At 73.2% G+C, this 20,187-nt stretch carries 16 protein-coding genes; 12 read left to right on the forward strand and 4 right to left on the reverse strand.

The features are described from left to right. From ABZ801_RS22335 to ABZ801_RS22360, 6 genes are all read left to right on the forward strand, one after another. Positions 1-1,140 carry an STM4014 family protein gene (locus ABZ801_RS22335; protein ID WP_360700710.1) on the forward strand — a complete coding sequence of 380 codons (1,140 nt, stop codon included), beginning with the start codon at positions 1-3 and terminating at the stop codon, positions 1,138-1,140. Further along, the gene (locus ABZ801_RS22340; RefSeq protein ID WP_344947467.1) at positions 1,137-1,928 is read left to right on the forward strand and encodes an STM4013/SEN3800 family hydrolase; all 792 of its coding nucleotides are present in this window, start codon (positions 1,137-1,139) and stop codon (positions 1,926-1,928) included. Before ABZ801_RS22335 ends, ABZ801_RS22340 begins: the two co-directional genes overlap by 4 nt. Continuing rightward, positions 1,925-3,235 carry an STM4012 family radical SAM protein gene (locus tag ABZ801_RS22345; RefSeq protein ID WP_344947188.1) on the forward strand — a complete coding sequence of 437 codons (1,311 nt, stop codon included), beginning with the start codon at positions 1,925-1,927 and terminating at the stop codon, positions 3,233-3,235. The genes ABZ801_RS22340 and ABZ801_RS22345 overlap by 4 nt, the downstream gene beginning before the upstream one ends. Beyond that, entirely contained in the window at positions 3,235-4,164 is a 930-nt protein-coding gene (locus ABZ801_RS22350) for an STM4011 family radical SAM protein (RefSeq protein ID WP_360700713.1), read from the forward strand. Before ABZ801_RS22345 ends, ABZ801_RS22350 begins: the two co-directional genes overlap by 1 nt. 114 nt (positions 4,165-4,278) lie before the next feature. Then, a complete protein-coding gene (locus tag ABZ801_RS22355; RefSeq protein WP_360700716.1) occupies positions 4,279-5,076 on the forward strand; it encodes an SAM-dependent methyltransferase in 798 nt (265 codons plus the stop codon). A gap of 237 nt (positions 5,077-5,313) precedes the next feature. Further along, positions 5,314-6,216: a helix-turn-helix transcriptional regulator gene (locus ABZ801_RS22360; RefSeq protein WP_360700719.1), complete on the forward strand. Its 903-nt coding sequence runs from the start codon at positions 5,314-5,316 to the stop codon at positions 6,214-6,216. A 168-nt stretch (positions 6,217-6,384) separates the two neighbouring features. Here the strand turns inward: ABZ801_RS22360 and ABZ801_RS22365 are convergent, their stop codons facing one another. The 3 genes from ABZ801_RS22365 to ABZ801_RS22375 all read right to left on the reverse strand — a co-directional run bounded on the left by ABZ801_RS22365 (position 6,385) and on the right by ABZ801_RS22375 (position 9,330). Continuing rightward, complete coding sequence (locus ABZ801_RS22365; protein WP_360700722.1) at positions 6,385-7,470, reverse strand: DUF6745 domain-containing protein; 1,086 nt, start codon at positions 7,468-7,470, stop codon at positions 6,385-6,387. After that, positions 7,470-7,796, reverse strand: a complete 327-nt coding sequence (locus ABZ801_RS22370) for a hypothetical protein (protein ID WP_360700725.1) — start codon at positions 7,794-7,796, stop codon at positions 7,470-7,472. Before ABZ801_RS22370 ends, ABZ801_RS22365 begins: the two co-directional genes overlap by 1 nt. Before the next feature lie 157 nt (positions 7,797-7,953). Beyond that, positions 7,954-9,330, reverse strand: coding sequence for a threonine/serine exporter family protein (locus ABZ801_RS22375; RefSeq protein ID WP_360700728.1), 1,377 nt, complete (start codon positions 9,328-9,330; stop codon positions 7,954-7,956). A 154-nt stretch (positions 9,331-9,484) separates the two neighbouring features. Between ABZ801_RS22375 and ABZ801_RS22380 the strand changes: the two genes are divergently transcribed. Beyond that, positions 9,485-11,602 carry a DEAD/DEAH box helicase gene (locus ABZ801_RS22380; RefSeq protein WP_360700731.1) on the forward strand — a complete coding sequence of 706 codons (2,118 nt, stop codon included), beginning with the start codon at positions 9,485-9,487 and terminating at the stop codon, positions 11,600-11,602. Positions 11,603-12,084: 482 nt separating this feature from the next. Then, positions 12,085-13,137, forward strand: a complete 1,053-nt coding sequence (locus tag ABZ801_RS22385; RefSeq protein ID WP_360700734.1) for a LysR family transcriptional regulator — start codon at positions 12,085-12,087, stop codon at positions 13,135-13,137. 384 nt (positions 13,138-13,521) lie between these two features. Here ABZ801_RS22385 and ABZ801_RS22390 read toward each other — a convergent pair whose 3' ends face one another. Then, positions 13,522-14,445, reverse strand: a complete 924-nt coding sequence (locus ABZ801_RS22390; RefSeq protein WP_360700736.1) for a sugar kinase — start codon at positions 14,443-14,445, stop codon at positions 13,522-13,524. A gap of 168 nt (positions 14,446-14,613) precedes the next feature. Between ABZ801_RS22390 and ABZ801_RS22395 the strand changes: the two genes are divergently transcribed. The 4 genes from ABZ801_RS22395 (at position 14,614) to ABZ801_RS22410 (ending at position 20,180) form a co-directional block, all read left to right on the forward strand. Beyond that, complete coding sequence (locus ABZ801_RS22395; protein ID WP_360700739.1) at positions 14,614-17,094, forward strand: GNAT family N-acetyltransferase; 2,481 nt, start codon at positions 14,614-14,616, stop codon at positions 17,092-17,094. Between the two features lie 467 nt (positions 17,095-17,561). Next, a complete protein-coding gene (locus tag ABZ801_RS22400) occupies positions 17,562-18,143 on the forward strand; it encodes a DUF5998 family protein (RefSeq protein WP_344947163.1) in 582 nt (193 codons plus the stop codon). Positions 18,144-18,171: 28 nt separating this feature from the next. Then, positions 18,172-19,299 (forward strand): nucleotide pyrophosphatase/phosphodiesterase family protein, encoded by a 1,128-nt coding sequence (locus tag ABZ801_RS22405; RefSeq protein WP_360700742.1) that lies wholly within the window; start codon positions 18,172-18,174, stop codon positions 19,297-19,299. 53 nt (positions 19,300-19,352) lie between these two features. Beyond that, entirely contained in the window at positions 19,353-20,180 is an 828-nt protein-coding gene (locus ABZ801_RS22410; protein WP_360700745.1) for a sulfurtransferase, read from the forward strand. The last annotated feature ends 7 nt before the right edge of the window (positions 20,181-20,187 follow it).

The raw sequence follows: 20,187 nt of genomic DNA on the forward strand, positions 1-20,187 counted from the left end.
ATGACGTCGTTCACAGTGATCGCCACGCCGGGCGACAGGCGGACCTCGTTCTTCGCCGCCGCCTGCCGCGCCCGCGGACTGCCCGAGCCCCATGTCGTGCCCTGGCCGGACGTGCTGCCCGGCGGGTCCGCGCGGCTGCACATGGACGCCGCTGGGGACGTGCTGGTGCGGATCGACTCGCCGGGGGAGGACGCGCAGGTCGACGCCCTGCTGCGCGGTCCGGGGCACCCGGCACGGGTGGGCGGCGGCGCCCGCTGGTACCGGACGTTCACCGGGGCCCTGTCGCGCGTCGCCACGGAGACCCAACGGGCCGGCGCGCGGCTCGTCAACGACGTGGACGACATCGCCGTCATGTGCGACAAGAGACGATGTCATGCCCGTCTGCAGGCGGCGGGCGTGCCCGTCCCGGAGGCCCTTCCGTCCGTCGAGAGCTACGCGCAGTTGCGCGACCGCATGGCCGAGGCGGGGATGCGCCGCGTGTTCGTCAAGCCCGCGCACGGCTCGTCGGCCTCCGGCGTGGTCGCGCTGCAGACCGCCCCCGGCGGCCGGATCAAGGCGGTCACCTCGGCGGCGCGGACGGCGACCGGGTACGCCAACTCCCTCCGCGTCCGGACGTACGAGACAGAGCCGGAGGTCGCGCATCTGATCGACGCGCTGGCCCCGGACGGGCTGCACGTGGAGCGCTGGTTCCCCAAGGCCGCCCTGGACGGCCGCGTGTTCGACCTGCGCGTGGTCGTCATCGCGGGGGAGCCGACCCACGCCGTGGTGCGGACGAGCCGTTCACCCATGACCAACCTGCACCTGGGCGGGACGCGCGGCGACCTGGAGGCGGTGCGGCGCGCACTGGGGGCGGACGGCTGGCGGCGAGCGCTCGACGTGTGCGCGCGCACGGCGGCGTGCTTCCCCGGGAGCCTCATGGTCGGCGTCGACCTGCTCGTCGGCGTCGACCGGCGGCGTTTCGCGGTCGCTGAGGTGAACGCCTTCGGCGACCTGCTGCCCGGCCTGACCGGCCTGCCCGGCACGTGGGCCGAGGGGCTCGACACCTACACCGCGCAGGTCCGCGCCGCCCTCGCCCGGTTCTCTCCCGCTCCCCGGGCCGTCCCGCCGGCGCACGCGGAGGTGGGCGCGTGCACGACATGAACGAGATCATCGGCAGCCACGATCTGCTGCTGGTGACGCTGGACACGCTGCGTTACGACGTCGCGGCCGAGCTGGCGGAGGCGGGGGAGACCCCGACGCTCACCGGCCTGCTGCCGGGCGGCCGCTGGGAACGTCGGCACACCCCCGGCAGCTTCACCTACGCCGCGCACGCCGCCATGCTCGCCGGGTTCATGCCCACCCCGGCGCGTCCCGGCCCGCATCCGCGGCTGTTCGCGTCGCGGTTCCCCGGCAGCGAGACCACCGCGGAGTCCACCTGGGTGTTCGACGCGGCCGACCTGCCGACGGGGCTCGCGCGGGCCGGGTACCACACCGTCTGCGTCGGCGGCGTCGGGTTCTTCAACAAGCGCACGCCGCTGGGCTCGGTCCTGCCGGGCCTGTTCGCCGAGAGCCACTGGGAGCCGGAGTTCGGCGTCACCGACCCCGCGTCCCTGACCCACCAGATCGACCGGGTGGCCGAGACGATGGCGCGGCTGCCCGCCGACCGGCGGCTGTTCCTGCTGCTCAACGTGGCGGCGCTGCACCAGCCGAACTGGTTCTACCTCGACGGCGCCACCCGGGACGACGGCGACACCCGCGACAGCCACGCCGCCGCGCTGCGCCACGTCGACCGTCACCTGGCGCGCCTGTTCGGCCTGATGCGCCGTCCCTGCTTCGTGATCGTCTGTTCCGACCACGGGACCGCCTACGGCGAGGACGGTCACGTCGGCCACCGGATCGGCCACGAGGTCGTCTGGACCGTTCCGTACGGGGAGTTCGTCCTGTCGTGATCACCACAACCGCCGGCCCGTACCAGGGCTACGTCTACGCCTACCCCCACAAGACCGCCTACCGCCACCTGCCCGCCCGGCCGCTGCGCGAGGTGTGGGCGAAGGAGCGGCGCGACGCGCTGTTCCTCTACCTGCACGTGCCGTTCTGCGAGATGCGCTGCGGCTTCTGCAACCTGTTCACCCGCACCGGGGCGCCCGAGGAGCTCACCGGCGCCTACCTGGACGCGCTCGCCCGGCAGGCCACCGCCGTGCGCGACGCCCTGGGCGATGCGACGTTCGAGGTCGCCGCGTTCGGGGGCGGCACCCCCACCTATCTCACCGCCGCCGAACTGGAACGGCTGTGCGACATCGCCGCCCGCTTCGCCGACCTGGACGCCGTGCCGCTGGCCGTGGAGACGTCCCCGGCGACCGCCACCGCCGACCGCCTCGCCGTCCTGGCCGAACGCGGCGCCACGCGGATCTCGATCGGCGTGCAGAGCTTCGTGGAGGCCGAGACGCGCGCCGCCGTACGGCCGCAGAAACGCGCCGAGGTCGAGGCCGCCCTCGGCCGCATCCGCGCCGCCGGCTTCCCGACCCTCAACATCGACCTCATCTACGGCATCGACGGGCAGACCCCGTCCTCGTGGCTGCTGTCCCTGGACGCGGCGCTGGCCTGGCGTCCCGAGGAGATCTACCTGTACCCGCTGTACGTCCGGCCGCTGACGGGGCTGGGCCGGCGCGCCGACGAGGCGGACGACGCCCGCGCCTGGGACGACCAGCGGCTCACCCTCTACCGCATCGGCCGTGACCACCTGCTGGCGAACGGCTACGAGCAGGTGTCGATGCGCATGTTCCGGCTGCGCGGCCTGGCCGAGCACGACACCCGGTACTGCTGCCAGACCGACGGCATGGTCGGCCTGGGATGCGGCGCCCGCTCCTACACCACGGATCTGCACTACTCGTTCGAGTACGCCGTCGACCTCCGCGCCGTGCGCGCCATCATCGACGACTACGTGCGCGAGGACGACTTCGGCACCGCGCGTGTGGGTTTCGAGCTGGACGACGACGAACGGCGTCGGCGCCACCTCATCCAGTCGCTGCTCCAGGCATCCGGTCTCGACCGTGGCGCCTACCGCGCGCGCTTCGGCGGCGACCCCGTCACCGACTTCGCCCCGGAACTGACGCGCTTCTCCCAAAGGGGGTGGGTGGAGGAGACCCCCGACCTCCTACGGCTCACCCCCGAAGGGCTCGCCTACTCCGACACCATCGGACCCGCGCTGTTCTCCTCCCGGGTGCGCGCCCTCATGGACACCTACGAGAACCGCTGATGCCGCACCCGCACACATCGCCGCCTCAGCACCACGCCCCGACGGACCGGTCAGAGGCGCACCAGGACGCGTCGGGGGAGCATCTCACCATCCTCTACCGCGGTCCGCTGGCGAGCTGCGACTACGACTGCCCGTACTGCCCGTTCGCCAAGCGCCGCGACACCCCCGAGCAACTGCGTGCCGACCGTGCCGCACTGGAACGCTTCGTGACGTGGGTGTCGCAGCAGACCCACCCGGTCTCGGTACTGTTCACCCCCTGGGGGGAGGGGCTGGTGCGGTCCTGGTACCGGCGGGCGCTCGTCGCGCTCAGCCACATGCCGCACGTCGAGCGCGCCGCCATACAGACCAACCTCAGCCACCGTCTCGGCTGGACGGCCGACGCCGACCTGTCACGCCTGGCGCTGTGGAGCACGTACCACCCCGGCCAGGTGCCCTACGAGCGGTTCCTCGAAAGGTGCGGCGAACTGCTCCAGCGGGGCGTGCGTTTCAGCGTCGGCATCGTCGGCATGCCCGAACACCTGGACGTCGCACGACGGTTGCGCGCCGCCCTGCCCGCCCACGTCTACCTGTGGGTGAACGCCGCCGAAGGGCGCTCCTACACCGATGACGAGGCCGCCGCCTGGACAGAGCTCGACCCCTTGTTCTCCTACAGCCGCCACCCCCACCGCAGCCGCGGCCTGCCCTGCCGTACGGGCCACAGCGTCATTTCCGTGGACGGCGACGGAACCGTACGGCGCTGCCATTTCGTCCCGGCCGTGTTGGGGAATCTCTACGACGGCACGTTTCGCGCCGCCCTCCGGCCGCGTCCCTGTCCGCTCGACATCTGCGACTGTCACATCGGCTACGTGCACCTCCAGCCGCTCGGCCTGTATGACGTCTTCGCCGGTGGCGTCCTGGAACGCATCCCGCTGTTCCAGGATTTGAGATAAGGACATGTTGTCCCGGCCCGTCCGAATAGCACATTCCACGGGCCGGGCGGAGCCGCGGGTCTACGTTGGTGAGCCGCCACGCCCCCCGCCCCGTGGACGAAAGGACGGCCGGCCGTGACCCACGACGACGCGCCCGCCCCCAAGATCGACATCTCGGTGCCGCACTCGGCCCGCATCTGGAACTACTGGCTCGGCGGCACCGACAACTACGAGGTGGACCGCCGCGCCGGCGACGCGTACGTGAAGGTCTATCCGCAGATCGTCGAGCTGGCCCGCACCGGCAGGCTGTTCCTGGCCCGCGCGATCCACTTCCTGGCCGGGGAGGCGGGCGTCCGCCAGTTCCTCGACATCGGCACCGGCCTGCCCACCGTTGACAACACCCATGAGGTCGCCCAGCGGATCGCCCCCGACTCGCACGTCGTCTACGTCGACAACGACCCGCTCGTCCTGGCGCACGCGCGTGCCCTGCTGACCAGCACCCCCGAGGGCACCACCCACTACATCGACGCCGACCTGCGCGACCCCGACAGGCTTCTCGAGCGGGCGCGGGGCATCCTGGACTTCTCCCGGCCGGTCGCGCTCATGCTCATGGGCGTCATGGGCCACATCGTCGACGACGAGGAGGCGCAGTCGATCGTCGGCCGCCTCAAGGACGCGCTGGTCCCCGGCAGCTATCTGGCCCTGTACGACTCCACCGACACCGAGACGTCCTTGAACGAGGCGCAGAGCGGCTACGACGACACGGGGGCCGTCCCGTACCGGCTGCGGCGGCCCGAGTTCGTCCACCGGTACTTCGAGGGCCTGGAGCCCGTCGAACCCGGAATCGTGCCGTGCTCGCTGTGGCGCCCGGAGGTGCAACCGCTGGAAGTGGTCGACCACCCCACCATGTGCGGAGTGGCCCGTAAACCCTAGGGCCGCACACGCCTCCTCGAGGGGTTGCACGAGCGCCCGTTCGGTTTTTTCATAAGGCCACACAAGCCGGATACGTCATATCCGCACGTCAGGATGTGCATCGGCGCGTCCCATGCCAGGCGGGGCAGGGGGACGACATGCCGGCACCGGAGGTGTGGGAGCGCTTCCACGCGGGTCAGGCCTTACCGTGTTAAGCCGGTGTTGGTTCGTCCGTGGCCGTCCACACGAGGAGCCGCCTTGGTCGCCGCCCCCCGCAGCGCAGCGTTCACCGACAGGCCCACCACGTCCGCTCCCAGCGGTCCGCTCGTCGCGCGGCTGCTGCTCGGCAGGCGCCTGCGCGCACTGCGCGAGGAGAGCCGCCTGACGCGCGGACAGGCGGCCAGGGCGATCGGCGCGTCCACGACGAAGCTCAGCCGCATGGAGCGCGGCCGCACCCGATTCAAGGCCCGCGACGTCGTCGCCCTGCTCACCCTCTACGGCGTCCACGACGAGGCCGAACGCGCCACCGCACTGGCCCTCGTCGACCAGTCCCGCGCGCCCGGCTGGTGGGAGGACGAGCGCGAACTCGTGCCCGCCCGGGAGCGCCTCTACCTGTCGGCCGAGCAGTCCGCCCGGCTCGTCCGTTGCTTCGAGCCCACCACCGTGCCGGTGCTGCTGCAGACCCCCGAGTACGCCCGCGCGGACATCGCCCGGCGCCACCCCGCCGCCACCGACGACGAGCTGCGCCGCCACGTCGGGCTGCGCCTGCGCCGCCAGCGGATCCTGCGGATGCGCCCGCGGCCGGTCAACCTGTGGGTGGTGCTGGACGAGGCGGTGCTGTGGCGGCCGGTCGGCGGCACGGCGACGATGCGCGCGCAGATCCAGCACATCATCGACGTCGGCCGGCGGCCGAACGTCACCGTGCAGATCGTGCCGCACACCGCGACGGGCCACCTGGGCGACCACCCGTTCACCCTGGTCCGCTTCCATCAGCAGGGCCTGCCCGACCTGATCTACCTGGACCGTCCCGAAGGGGCGTGCTACCCGTCCCGCCCCGCGCAGATCGAACGGTACTGGCACGCCTTCAACACCCTGGTCACCGAAGCCGCCCTCCCCGAACACGCCCCGCACATCCTCAACCACGTCCTCGGCTCGTACTGACCCCTCAGCGCAGCAGCGGCCCGGGGCCCAACGCCCAGGCTTTCCGTTGTCCGAGTGGGCGGGCGGGGCCCGTTGGTTGCAGGGGAAGTGCCACCAACGGGCGCCCGCTCGCCGTGCCGGTCCCCGCCGGAGTCTGGGCGGCCCGGGCGGACGGATGGCCGTCCCGGGTCAGGTCTCGCGTTCGGGCCTGTAGGCGGCCTCGTCCAGGCCGAAGGTCCAGGCGACGCCCTCGCGGGCCGTCTTGGTCCGGGGCGGGACGCGCAGGTAGTAGGTGCGGAACGACCCGTCCGGCTCGGGGGTGGAGTTCACCACCTCGACCATCACCACCGGCTCGTCGCCGGGCAGGTCGATGCGCCACAGCACGCCGGTCTCGTCGCGGTGCAGGGGCTTGGCGCCGCTCTCGGCCAGGTAGCGGTCGTAGCCGAAGATCTCGAGCATCACCCGGCGCAGCTCGGCGTTCTCTTCCCGCAGGATGCGCCGGTGGTCGAGGTCGGTCAGGGAGGCGATGAAGTCGGACGGCACCGGCATGCCCCGCCAGGCGTGCAGGGAGAAACCGCCCTCGTAGGCCAGCGCCGGCCCGTCCCCCCGGTGCAGCCGCCCCGGCTCGTCGCGGTGCAGCTCCGTCGGCCGCTCGGTGACGACCACCAGGCGTTCGTACGGCCACCACCAGCCCGCGTGGCGCGCCACCTCGGCCAACCCGGACAACGGGCCGTCCAGCATCCCCAGGGAGTCGAACGTCGCCAGCCACGGCGCGTCGTGCTGGCCCAGCACCGCGTCCAGGGTGGCCGCGCGCAGCAGCGCCTCGTGATCGTCACCGCCCACGGCGCCGATCGCCTGCCGGACGCGCGTGACCAGGGAGTTGACCTGGTCCCAGAGCGGCCCTCCCGTCTGCGCCCAGACCTGCGGCCACCGCTGCGGCCCGAGGTCGGCGTAGGCGGCGGTACGGGCGGACTCCCACGGCCGGGTCCGTACGGCGTCGCGCACGCTGGCACCCGGGGCGGCGTCACCGAGCGCCGCCCGCACCGGCTCGACCAGGTCGCCGAGCCCGGCGGCGTCCAGGGGGTGCCCGGCGAGCAGGGCCGCGGCGACGGTGCCGTGGGCGGGCGACGGGAGCCAGACGAACCGTTCGGGTGCGGGGAGACCCGCGCGGGTGTAGGCATCGGCGATGCCCGCCTCCGCCCGGCCACGATCCGCCGGCCCCGTGGCGAACGCGACGGACGCCCAGTCGGTGGTCTTCGTGACGGCGGTCGTCATCAGTCGGCCACCACCCGCACCGAGCCGGGCACGTACTCCCGCTGGCGGATCACCCGGTACCAGCCCTTGGGCAGCGAGATCGCCGCGTGCTCCTCGTGCTCCAGGCGCCCCCCGGACGGAAGGTGCAGATGGTCGGGGGCCAGCGGGTCGGGCGAGCGCAGCAGCGCGCCGGGCGCCTTCACGGCGTGCGCGTGCCCGGTCGCCTCGCCCAGCGCGAGCACCATGCGTCCCCGGGCGTCGCGCGGCGCGGGCGGCAGGTCGCGCACCTCCTGCGGAACCGCGTTCTCCGCCACCGGCACGATCAGGATGTCTCCCTGTCGGTACATGTCGTGAACGTAACCGCCGCCACTGACATTTTCCGCCGACGGCATCGAGTGATCGCGATCTCAGTCCGGGGCCGCGGCCAGGCGTCGCCCGTCCCACCACGTCAGGGGGCAAGTCCGGGGCTGTGTGCCCTGGTGGGCCCTGATCGCCGAGAGGACCTCAGTAGCCGCGGGTGCGGCGGGCTGCGGGACGGGCCCACCGGCCGGAGGCGCCCAGGCCGACGCGCTGGAAGGCGCGCACCAACTCCCGGCCGAGGTTCACGCCGGCGCCGAGCGCCAGTGCCGTGGACAGCGCCCCGATCAGGCTCAGCACGCCCGCCTGCGGGGAGCCCGTGTTGAGTTCGACCATGCCCCGGTACAGCAGCGTCCCCGGGAGCAGGGGGCCGATCATCGGGACGATGTAGGGCAGCGCGGGGGCCTGGTGCCGGCGCGCCAGCAGGCTTCCCAGCAGGCCGACGATGACCGCGGCGATGGCCGACGACAGGACGGACGTGACGTTCAGGTTCAGCAACAGGACGTACAGGACCCAGATGAGCCCGCCGCCCAGTGCCGCCGCGGGCAGCACCTGGCGCGGCGCGGCAAGCGACAGCGCGAACGTGAGCGACACCGCCCCGGCCGCCATCACCGACACCGGCTGCAGCAGCGCGGGGAAGTTCGGCAGGTGCGCCACGTCGATCGGCACGTTCAGCTTGATCGCCGCGTAGACGACGACGCCGAGCCCGGACACGAGCGCCGCGATGATGAAGAAGACCTCCAGCAGACGGGCGCCCGCGCTGAGCAGGTCTCCGGTGATGCCGTCCTGGATGCTGGCCACCAGGGGACGCCCCGGCAGCAGCGCCAGGATCGCCCCGGTGACGATGGTGGACGCACGGGCCGGGTTGCCCGCCCACGCCACCACCATGGCCGCGGCCGTCGCGCCTATGGCCGCGGCCACGGCGAGTTGGAAGAACTCGGCGACACCGCGGCGGGCCAGGGCGGCGGCGGCTCGGTCCCCCAGCAGCGTGGCGACGAACGCGGTTCCGGCCACCAGGGGCCCGCCGCCCACCAGCACGCTGGCCGAAGCGGCGATCAGCCCCAGCGAGACCACGATCAGCCACGGGGGATAGGGGCCGCGGCCCCGCTTGATCTCCCGCAGCCGCCGGTGCGCCTCCTCCAGCTCCAGCATGCCGATCGAGGCGTCCTGGACCAGGGAGTGCAACGCGGTCAGACGCCAGAACGCGGGAGTGCGCCGCCGGATGGCGCGCGCGCCGGTCACCGGCGGCGCGCCGGCCCCGGGATGCGCCGACACCAGCAGGCTCGTGAAGGTCACCTGGACCTCCACGCGCGGCAGCTCGTAGGCCACGGCCAGGCTCAGCATGGCCTCGTTGACCCGTTCCGTGGACTCGCCGCTGGCCACCAGCAGTTCGCCCACGCGCAGCACCAGGTCGATGGCGCGGGCGTCGACGACCTCGGCCGGCTCGTCCTCGGGCGGCTCGGAGGGCGTCCCGTCCATCAGGGCGTACCACGTGCGTCGCAGACGCTCCCTGACATCTCCCATGCCCGCCCAAGACCTCCCAAAGCCGCCGTCGACGATCTGTCTCGGCAGGTTACCCAGGGTGGGCGCGTGCCCATGCCTCCGCCCTCACGCCCCGGGTTTTCCACAGAACGTGATTCTGGTGCTCGGTGTCACGGGGCGTTGATACCAAGGAGTCATGACCACAGCAGAGACGGCGGAGACGCTCCGCGACGAGGCCGAGCGGTGCCTGCGCGCCCTCGCCGGCGACGACGCGCGGCTGCGCGACGACCAGTGGACCGCCATCCACGCCCTGGTGGCCGAGCGGCGGCGGGCCCTCGTGGTGCAACGCACCGGCTGGGGCAAGTCCGCGGTCTACTTCGTGGCGACCCGGCTGCTGCGCGACCGCGGCGCCGGCCCCACGGTGATCGTGTCGCCCCTGCTGGCGCTGATGCGCAACCAGATCGACGCGGCCACCGGGGCGGGCATCCACGCCCGCACCATCAACTCGGCCAACACCGCCGACTGGGACCAGATCTTCGCCGAGGTCGCCGCGGGCACGGTCGACGTGCTGCTGGTCAGCCCCGAACGGCTCGGCAACCCCGACTTCCGCGACCTGGTCATGCCCCGCCTGGCGGCCGAGGCGGGCCTGGTGGTCGTGGACGAGGCGCACTGCGTCTCCGACTGGGGGCACGACTTCCGTCCCGACTACCGCCGCCTGCGCACCCTCCTCGCCGACCTGCCCGCCGGGATCCCCGTCCTGGCCACCACCGCCACCGCCAACGCCCGCGTCACCCAGGACGTCGCGGAGCAACTCGTCGACCCGGCCGACGGAGAGGCGCTGGTGCTGCGCGGGCCGCTGGCACGCGAGTCCCTGCGGCTGGCCGTCGTCCGGCTGCCGAGCACCGACCGGCGGGTCGCCTGGCTGGCCGAGCACCTCGACCGGCTGCCCGGCTCGGGCATCGTCTACACGCTCACCGTGGCCGCCGCGCAGGAGGTCGCCGGCTTCCTGCGCGACCGCGGGTACGAGGTCGCCGCCTACTCCGGGCAGACCGACCCCGAAGACCGCCTGCGCGCCGAACGCGACCTGCTCGACAACAAGCTCAAGGCCCTGGTGGCCACCAGCGCGCTCGGCATGGGGTTCGACAAACCCGATCTCGGCTTCATCGTGCATCTGGGCGCCCCGCAGTCCCCGGTGGCCTACTACCAGCAGATCGGGCGCGCCGGCCGGCGCGTCGACCGCGCCGAGGTGATCCTGCTGCCCGGCGCCGAGGACCGCGACATCTGGGCCTACTTCGCCGGCCTGGCGTTCCCGCCCGAACCGCTGGTGCGCGCCACCCTCGACACGCTCGCCGCGGCCGGACGCCCGCTGTCCACCGGCGCCCTGGAGCCCCGCGTCGACCTGGGCCGCAGCCGCCTGGAGATGATGCTCAAGGTTTTGGACGTGGACGGGGCCGTGCAACGGGTCAAGGGCGGCTGGGTGGCGACGGGCCGTCCCTGGTCCTACGACCGCGCGCGCTACGAACGAGTCGCCGCCGAACGGGCCCGCGAGCAGCGGGCCATGCTGGAGTACATCGCCACCGAGGGCTGCCGCGAGGAGTTCCTGCGCCGCCAGCTGGACGACCCCGCCGCCGCGCCCTGCGGCCGCTGCGACAACTGCACCGGCCGCCACTGGCCCGCCGACGTCACCGACGAGGGTGCCGCCCACGCCCGCGACCGGCTGCGCCGTCCCGGCGTCGCCGTGCCGCCCCGCCGGATGTGGCCCACCGGCGTCAAGGACGACCTCGGCGTCTCCGGCCGCATCGCCGCCGACGTCGTCGCCGAGGAGGGCCGCGCGCTGGGACGGCTCACCGACATCGGCTGGGGCAACCGCCTGCGCGAGCTCCTGGCCGACGGCGCACCCGACACCGACGTCCCCACCGAGATGTTCGACGCCCTGGTCAAGGTGCTGGCCGCCTGGGACTGGCCCCGACGCCCCGCCGCCGTCGTCTCGATCGGATCCCGCACCCGCCCCCGCCTGGTCCGCGGCCTCGCCGAACGCATCGCCCAGATCGGCCGCCTGCCCTACCTCGGCGAGATCGTCCCCGTGGGCGACCCGGTGCCCCGCCGCCACAACAGCGCGCAGCGGCTGCGCTCGGTCTGGCACGCCCTCGCCCTACCCGACGACACGGCCACGGCCGTCCAAGGAACCGACGGCCCCATCCTCCTCGTCGACGACCGGATCGAAACCGGCTGGACCATCACCGTGGCCACCCGCCTCCTCCGCACCGCCGGAGCCCCCAGCGTCCTCCCTCTCACCCTGGCCGTCACAGCATGACCCCACCCAGAGCCCCCACACACTCGCCGCCTGAGTACGTCGGTCAGCCGCAGCCATCGCCTTCCCCATTCGTGAGCAGTTGCGGCCGGTCAAAGAGAGCGGGGCGAACAGCGTGCAGAACAGTGTGGCGGAGGCGATGCCGTGGGCGCGGGTCGAGAGCGTCTCGTACTCGTCCTGGAGCACCATGTCCGTCAGTGCGGCGTTCTGCGGCACGATGCCGAGTTCGCTCTCCAGCATCGGGTCGAGAACGGGCCGGGACATTTCCGGTCCGCCGATCAGCAGCATGGCCGGACCGGTGAGGCCGCTGGCGGGACGGCTTCGGGGCGCCGAACGAGAGGGTTTTCATGATCACCAAAGCGCGTCCAGTGGATTCCGAGGACATCTCACGATTAGTTCGGCGGGAAATAATGACATTTCTCGTCGAACTGCACCGGCGACCATTTCGAGCGAACCGGGGTGGAAAGCTAGTAACGTCCGTGTCCGTGTCTGCCTCGACCCCTGCGCACGTGACCGCCCAGCGGGCTCTGGACGAGTTGCTGGACTGCCCGCCCGCTCTGCTGGACACCACGTTCGATCAGCTCCGGACGCTCCTGGTGGTGTACGAGACCGGCTCGGCCCTGCGCGCGGCACGGGCCCTGGGCCGCGAGCAGTCCAGCGTGCAGAAACAGCTCAACACGCTCAACCGCAACTGCCAGGCGCTGTGCGGCGAGGTGCTGACCGTCCGGCAGGGGCGCGGCAAGGACTTCCTGTTCACCGAGACGGGGGAGGCCGCGGTCCGGCTGGCCCGCAGCACCCTGTCGCAGTGGCAGGACTCCATCCACCGCAGCCGGCGGCGCCTGGGCCGGATGCTGACCGTCGGTACCACCGAGTTCACCCTGCCGATCATCTCCGGGGCCTGGGAGCGGGTCGCCGAGCAGTTCCGCCGCCAGGAGGTGGAGTTCAAGGTCGTCCACGTGCGCACCCGGGACCTGTGGAGCCGCCTGGAGGCGCGGCAGGTCGACCTGATGTGCGGCAGCATCGTCAGCACGTCCGGGGACGACCGCCGCCTCGCCGACTACGAGGTGGTGGAGTTCGCCCGCGGCCGTCCCATGCTGCTGACCAACCTCACCGAGGAGGAACTGCCCGGCGACGCGGTCGGCACCGCCGCACTGGCCGACCTGCCGCTCGTGGTGCCCCCGGCCGGGCTGGTCGCCGACTACCTGAGCAGCTGGTACGGGCCCGGCTTCCGCGACCGGCTCGACGTGGTGGCCGACATCGACGACGTCCACTACGGGCTGTCGCTGCTGCGCTCCGGCTTCGTCCGCGGCTGCATGATCGTCACCCCGTCCATCGGCCGGCGGATGGCCTCCGAGGGCGACGCCGACAGCGTTCCGCTGCGCTCCCTCGACCTGCGCGACGACCAGGAACCCCGGGTGGAGATCATGACGGGTGCGTTCGTCCGCCGGGCCGACCTCATGCGGTACGCGCGCGAACACCCCCTCAACCGCATCTGGGCAGCCGTCCAGGAAGGCGCCCGCACCTACAGGGCACCCTGACCGCCGCTCCGCCGTCCCCGGCCGCGGCGCCTCAGCAGGCCACGGTCGCCCCGACGGTCGCGCGGTCGCATCCGTGTGCCGCGCCCCTGCCGGACGGTCAGCACCTCGCCGCACAGCGCCTGGCAGTTGCGGTTGAGCGTGTTCGCGCACCTGTGTCGACGTTCAGCGGACCGCCATGTCGGCGGCGGCGAACGCGTTCCACTCCCCGACGGACGGAAGCCAGCGAAAGTAGTGGTCGTCCGCGTGGGGGTTGGCCGTGCGGCGGTCGTCTATGTGGCGGTTGTCCGGGTGGCCTGTGGCGGTGGCCAGGTGGGTGCGCGGGGGCGCCGTCCTGGCGGAGTGGCCGGTGGCGCTCTGGGACGGGTGAGGGGACCGGGACGCGGGTTACTTGATCTGGTTGTCCACCACGTCGAGCGTGGGGCGGGCGCCCAGGTGCTGCATGGCCTGCGAGGCCAGGCGGCAGCCGGCGGACAGGGCCTCGGCGGGAGGCTTGCCGTCCAGCCAGGCGGGGAGGAACCCGGCGACGAACGCGTCGCCCGCCCCGGTGCCGTCGACGATCTTGTCGATGGGTTCGGCGGCGACGGTGACCGGCTCGGGGCGGCCGTTGGTGTACCAGAGGGCGCCCTCGGCGCCCAGCTTGATCACGACCTGGGGGTACCAGGCGGTGAGCACCTTGGCGGCCGCGTCGGCCTTGTCGCGGCCGGTCAGCACCTCGGCCTCGCGTTCGTCCACCACGAGCAGGCGGGCCCCCTGCGTCCACTCCAGGAACGGCTCGGCGCCCATGCGCTTGAGCGGGGAGGACGAGGCGCCGTCCACCGAGATCGACATCTGCGCCTGGCGGGCCAGTTCGAGGGCGTGCGTGGCGGCCTTGCGGGAGCCCTCGTTGATCAGCGAGTAGCCGGACAGGTGCAGGTGGGTGCCCTGGGCGAACAGGTCCCGGCACCGTTCGACGTCCTCGGGCAGCAGCGCCGCGTTGGCGCCCGGGTCCGACAGCATGGTGCGGTCGCCTTTGTGGGTGACGAGCACCACGCAGGTGCCGGTGGGACGCTCGGAGTCCATGACCAGGCGGGCGTCCACGCCGTACCCCATCAGCTCCATGTCCCGGTTCCGGCCCGCGATGTCGGAGCCGCGACGGCCCACGAACGCCACCTCGACGCCCTCAAGGGCCAGCCAGGAGGCGACGTTGGCGCCCGAGCCGCCTCCGTGCGTCGTCACGGCGGCGGGCGTGTCGCTGCCCTTGGCCAAGGGGTAGGCGGCACGTGCCACGGTGTCTGTCATCAGATCGCCGACCACGACCACGCGCGTCATGGAGTCATCACCTCGATCAACACGGCCCGCGCGAGCGGCATACTGGGCGTGTGCTCGACCGTAACAGTTCTTGACCCCCGATTAGGTCTCGAACGCGCAGCGAAACCGGGAACACGGCGTTTTCCCCGGCCGCCGCCACGCCGTGAACCGTGCCTTACCCTCTGGTACGTGACCGAACGGCATGCCGGGGGCTATCCGGACCACTGGGAGGCGGACGTCGTCCTGACCGACGGCGGCACCGCGCACCTGCGTCCGATACGGCCCGAGGACGGCCCGCTGCTGCGCGCGTTCTACGCCCGGCTGTCGCCCGAGTCGATCTACTACCGGTTCTTCTCGCCCCGGCCGACGCTGTCGGACCGCGAGGTCGAGCACTTCACCACCGTCGACTACGACCGCCGGGTGGCGTTGATCGCCACGATCGGCACCGAGATGGTGGCGGTGGTCCGCTATGACCGGCTGGCCGACGGTGCCAAGCCGGGCACGACCGCGGAGGTGGCGTTCCTGGTCGAGGACGCCCACCAGGGGCGGGGTCTCGGCGCGGTGCTGCTGGAGCACATCGCGGCGGCGGCGCGCGAACGGGGCGTGCGCCGGTTCGTGGCCAGCGTGCTGCCCGAGAACCGGCGGATGACCAGGGTGTTCCGCGAGGCCGGCTACCGGGCCGAGCAGCGGTTCGAGGAGGGCGTGATCGAGCTGGTGCTCGATCTGGAGCCCACCGAGACGTCCGTGGAGGTCATGGTGGCGCGCGAGCACCGGGCCGAGTCGCGGTCGATCCAGCGGCTGCTGTTCCCCCGGTCGGTGGCGGTGATCGGTGCGAGCCGTACCGAGCACAGCGTCGGTCACACGGTGCTGCGGAACCTGCTGTACGGGGACTTCAGCGGCCCCGTCTACCCCGTCCACCCGACCGCGACGGCGGTGGCGGGGGTGCGGGCGTACGCGTCGGTGCTCGACATCCCCGACGAGGTGGACCTGGCGGTGGTGGCCGTGCGCGCCGACGCCGTCCACGAGGTCGTCCAGCAGTGCGCGGGCAAGGGCGTGCACGGACTGGTGGTGGTGTCGTCCGGGTTCGGCGAGACGGGCCCGGAGGGCCGTGAACGCCAGGAGGAACTGGTACGTCTGGCCCGCGCCTACGGGATGCGTGTGGTCGGCCCCAACTGCCTGGGCATCGCCAACACCGACCCGGAGGTACGGCTGAACGCGACCCTGGCCCCCACCATGCCGGGACGCGGCCCCGTGGGGTTCTTCTCACAGTCGGGCGCGCTCGGCATCGCGATCCTGCAGCGGACGGCGGAACGGGGCCTCGGCCTGTCCACCTTCGTGTCGGCGGGCAACCGGGCCGACGTGTCCGGCAACGACCTGATGCAGTACTGGGAGGAGGACCCGGCCACCAAGGCCGTCCTGCTGTACCTGGAGTCGCTGGGCAACCCCCGCAAGTTCGCCCGGCTGGCGCGCAGGCTCGGCCGCCGCAAGCCGATCGTGGCGGTCAAGAGCGGACGCAGCACCCAGGGCGTGCCGCTGGGCCACGCGGCGCAGGCGCTCAGCCTGCCCGACCACGCGGTCAGCGCGCTGTTCGCCCAGGCCGGGGTGATCAGGGTCGAGGACCTGTCGGAGCTGTTCGACGTGGCGCAGCTGCTGGCCTACCAGCCGCTGCCCGGCGGGAACCGCATCGCGATCATCGACAACTCCGACTCGTTGCGGCTGCTGGCCCAGGACGCGGCCATGGCCCACGGACTGGAGGTGCGTCCCCCCGTCGACCTGGGGCCGCGGGCGGGCGCCGCCGAGTACGAGGCGGCGCTGGCCGACGCGCTCGGCGACGACGAGGTCGACGCGGTGGTGGCGCTGTTCACACCGCCCACCATCGGCGGCTACGACGTGCGCGTGCCCGAGCGCATCCTCAAGCTGGCGGCGGGCAGCTCCAAGCCGATCGTCGCCACGTACCTGGGCATGAAGGGCATGCCCGAGGACCTGCGCGTCATCGGCCCCGACGGGACGGCGGCCGCGGGGTCCATCCCGTCCTACCCGGCGCCGGAGGACGCGGTGCGCGCCCTCGCCTACGTGATCCGGTACGCGCAGTGGCGGCGGCGGCCGCACGGACGCGTCCCCGACCTGTCCCACGTCGACCGCAAGGGCGCACGCGAACTGGTGGAAGGGTGGCTGGATTCCGGGGACGCCCCGGGGGAGGCCTCCGCCGAACGGGCCGCCGCGCTGCTGCGCTGCTACGGCGTCACAGTGGGGGAGCAGATCGCGATGGGGGACCACGGCGGCGTACGAACGCGCATCTCCACCAGGGAGGACCCCTCGTTCGGCGCGATCGTGTCGTTCGGCCTGGCCGACGAGACCGCCGCGCTACTGGACGACCGGGCCTACCGCCTGGCGCCCCTGACGGATGTGGACGCGGCCGAGATGGTGCGGGCGATCCGTACCGCCCCGCTGCTGCTGGGCCACCGTGGCGCCGACCCGGTGAACGTGGGCGCGCTGGAGGAACTGCTCCTGCGCGTGGCACGCCTGGCCGACGACCTCCCAGAGGTGGCACGCCTGGAACTCGACCCCGTCCTCGTGGACACCTCCGGGGTTTCGGTACGACGCGCGTCGCTGCGCCTGCAACGCCCCCTGGGCCCCCGCCCCGAACTGGGCCCCCGCCGCCTCCGCTAGGCGGCCCCCGGGGACCCGGTGTGGCGGTGGGCTTTCCGTGTGGTGGGGCCTACTCCGGGTATGGCGGCGGGCCGGGCTCGGGTGGGACCGGTTCCGGATCCGGTATGGGCGGGATCGGTTCCGGTTCGGGTTCCGGTACAGGGTGCGGCGGACGGGGCGGCTCCGGGGGTTTCGGTGGCGGCTCCGGGGGCGGCACGGGCGGTTGGGGCGGCGGCACCGGCGGTGGGCCCGGCACCGGGTCGGTCATGCTCATGTTCCACCCCTACCCGGACCGCACGCGATGATCCCGGCGACGGCATCGGTCCTGGTGGGCGCCGTCCCGCCGGGAGTTCGGCGGAGGCGCCGCGGGCGGCGGGGGCCGGGAGCGCGACGGCCGGGTGCGACGGGGTGCGGCAGGAGGGGACCGTGGGAAGCGGGGTTCACCCGCGCGGCGTGCGAGGTGCGTCCCGACAGGGCAGGATGGGGGCATGAGGGACACCCGAGCGACGGCGCATGGGCTGCGCACGGCCATCGAGCGCAGCGGCTACTATCCCGCCCTTGTGGCGGACGCGGTCGAGTCGGCCATCGGCGCTGAGCAGGTGGACGCATTCGTGGTGCACCACGAGGCGACCTTCGATCCCGCCATGGAGATGCGGCGGCACGTGACCGTGCTGGTGCTGTCGCCGACCCGCCTGCTGGTCTGCCACACCGACGAGCACCCGCCCGGCGAGGGGAATCCACGGCCGCACGCCTCCACCACGACCGAGGCGGTCCGGCTCGACCGGGTCCAGTCGGTCGCGGTGACGCGCGTGGTGCCCGAGCCGGCCTCCTACGTCCCCGGCGTGCCGCCGTCGGAGGTCGTGCTGACGATCGGCTGGGGCGCGATCTCGCATATCGACCTCGAACCGGCGACCTGCGGCGACGAGAACTGCGAGGCGGACCACGGCTACACCGGCAGCGTCACCGCCGACGACCTGTCGCTGCGGGTCAGCGAGGCCGCCGACGGCACCGACGCGGTGACGCAGGTGCTGGCCTTCGCCGAGGCGCTGTCGGAGGCCACCGCCCGATGACCGGGGCCCGGGTGCGCGGGAGCGCGTGGTGACGGCGGGGTTGCCGCCGGCGCCGCGCTACGGCGCGGGGGCGCTGGCCGATCTGCCCACGTCCGTGCTGGCCGCGCTGGGCGTCCCCGGCGCCGCCAACGTGCTCGATCTTCCGGAGCGGCCGCGTGCCTGCGTCCTGCTGATCGACGGCCTCGGCTGGGAGCTGCTGCGCGAGTACGGGGCGGACGCGCCGTATCTCGCCTCGCTGGCCGCCGAGGGACGCGTCCTGACCGCCGGGTTCCCGGCCACCACCGCCACCAGCCTGGCGTCCCTGGGCACCGGGCTGCCGCCGGGGGAGCACGGGCTGGTCGGCATCCAGTTCGCCGTGCCGGGCGTGAACGGGCTGCTGTACTGCCTCAAGTGGCGGGCCGAGGACGCCGACCCGGCCGTCGTGCAGCCCCACCCGACCGCCTACGAGCGGGCCGCGGCGGCGGGCGTGTCCGTGAGCTACGTCGCGTCCGGCGCCTACCGCGGCAGCGGGCTGAGCCTGGCCACGGCCCGGGGCGCCGGCTACGTGGCCGCCGACTCGCTCGGCCAGCTCGTCGCCGAGGCCGAGAGGGCCCTCGCCGAGGCCGACCGGGCGTACGTGACCGTCTACCACTCCGACCTGGACTCCACCGGCCACCGCTTCGGCGCGGGCTCCCCGCACTGGCGCCACCAGCTGCGCTTCGTCGACCTGCTCGCCGAACGCCTGGCCGCCGTGCTGCCGCCCGGCACGTCCATGTACGTCACCGCCGACCACGGCATGGTCAACCCGTCCGAGCGCGTCGACGCCGACGAGGTGCCCGCCCTGCGCGAGGGGGTGGCCGAGCTGGGCGGCGAGCCGCGGGCGCGGCACGTGTACGCGCGGCCGGGCGCCGCCGGCGACGTGCTGGCGGCCTGGCGGGAGACGCTGGGCGACAAGGCGTGGGTGGTGACCCGTGAGGAGGCCGTGGCGGCGGGCTGGTTCGGGCCGGTGGCCCCGCGGGTGCTGCCGCGCGTCGGCGACGTCGTCGCGGTCCCCGACGGCGAGCTGGCGATCATCGCGGGCGAGGCCGAGCCGCTGATGTCCAGGCTGGTCGGCATGCACGGTTCGCTGCTGCCCGCCGAGCAGCTCGTGCCGCTGCTGGCCGTTCACCGAGGATGAGGAACGTGGACACTCCACTGTCAAATCCGGGCAACCACGGTCAAACTGGCGATGTGCAGCCTCTCATCGACGTCGCCGACCTGGCCCGGCTCGTGCGTCACGACCCCCCGACCTTGCTGGACGTGCGCTGGCGGCTGGGCGGCCCGCCCGGCCGCGCCGCCTACGACGGCGGCCACCTGCCCGGCGCGGTCTTCGTCGACCTGGACCGCGACCTGGCCGCGCCGCCGGGACCGAAGGGCCGTCACCCGCTGCCGTCGCCGGACGCCTTCGAGGACGCGATGCGGCGCGCCGGGGTGTCCGCGGGCCGCACCGTGGTGGTCTACGACGACGCCGACTCCACCGCCGCGGGACGGGCGTGGTGGACGCTGCGCTACTTCGGCCACACCCGCGTGCGCGTCCTCGACGGCGGCTACCACGCCTGGGTGAACGCGGGCGAGCCGGTGACCACCGAGGTGCCCGACGTCGAACCCGGTGACTTCACCGCCCGGCCCGGCGGGATGCCCATGCTGGACGCCGCCGGCGCCGCCGCGCTGGCCAAGGCCGGGGTGCTGCTGGACGCCCGTTCCGCCGAGCGCTACCGGGGCGAGAACGAGCCGGTCGACCCCGTCGCCGGGCACATCCCCGGCGCGGTCAGCGCCCCCACCGTGGGCAACGTGGGGGTGGACGGACGCTTCCTGCCGCCCGGCGTGCTGCGCGACCGCTTCGGCGAACTCGGCGCGACCGACGCCGTGGACGTCGGCGTCTACTGCGGCTCCGGGGTGACCGCCGCCCACGAGGTCCTGGCACTGAACCTGGCGGGCATCCCCGCCGCCCTGTACGTCGGCTCCTGGTCCAACTGGATCACCGATCCCGGCAACCCGGTGGCGACCGGCGACAGCTGAGCCTCCG

Source organism: Actinomadura sp. NPDC047616, assembly GCF_040642915.1.
Lineage (GTDB): Bacteria > Actinomycetota > Actinomycetes > Streptosporangiales > Streptosporangiaceae > Spirillospora > Spirillospora miaoliensis.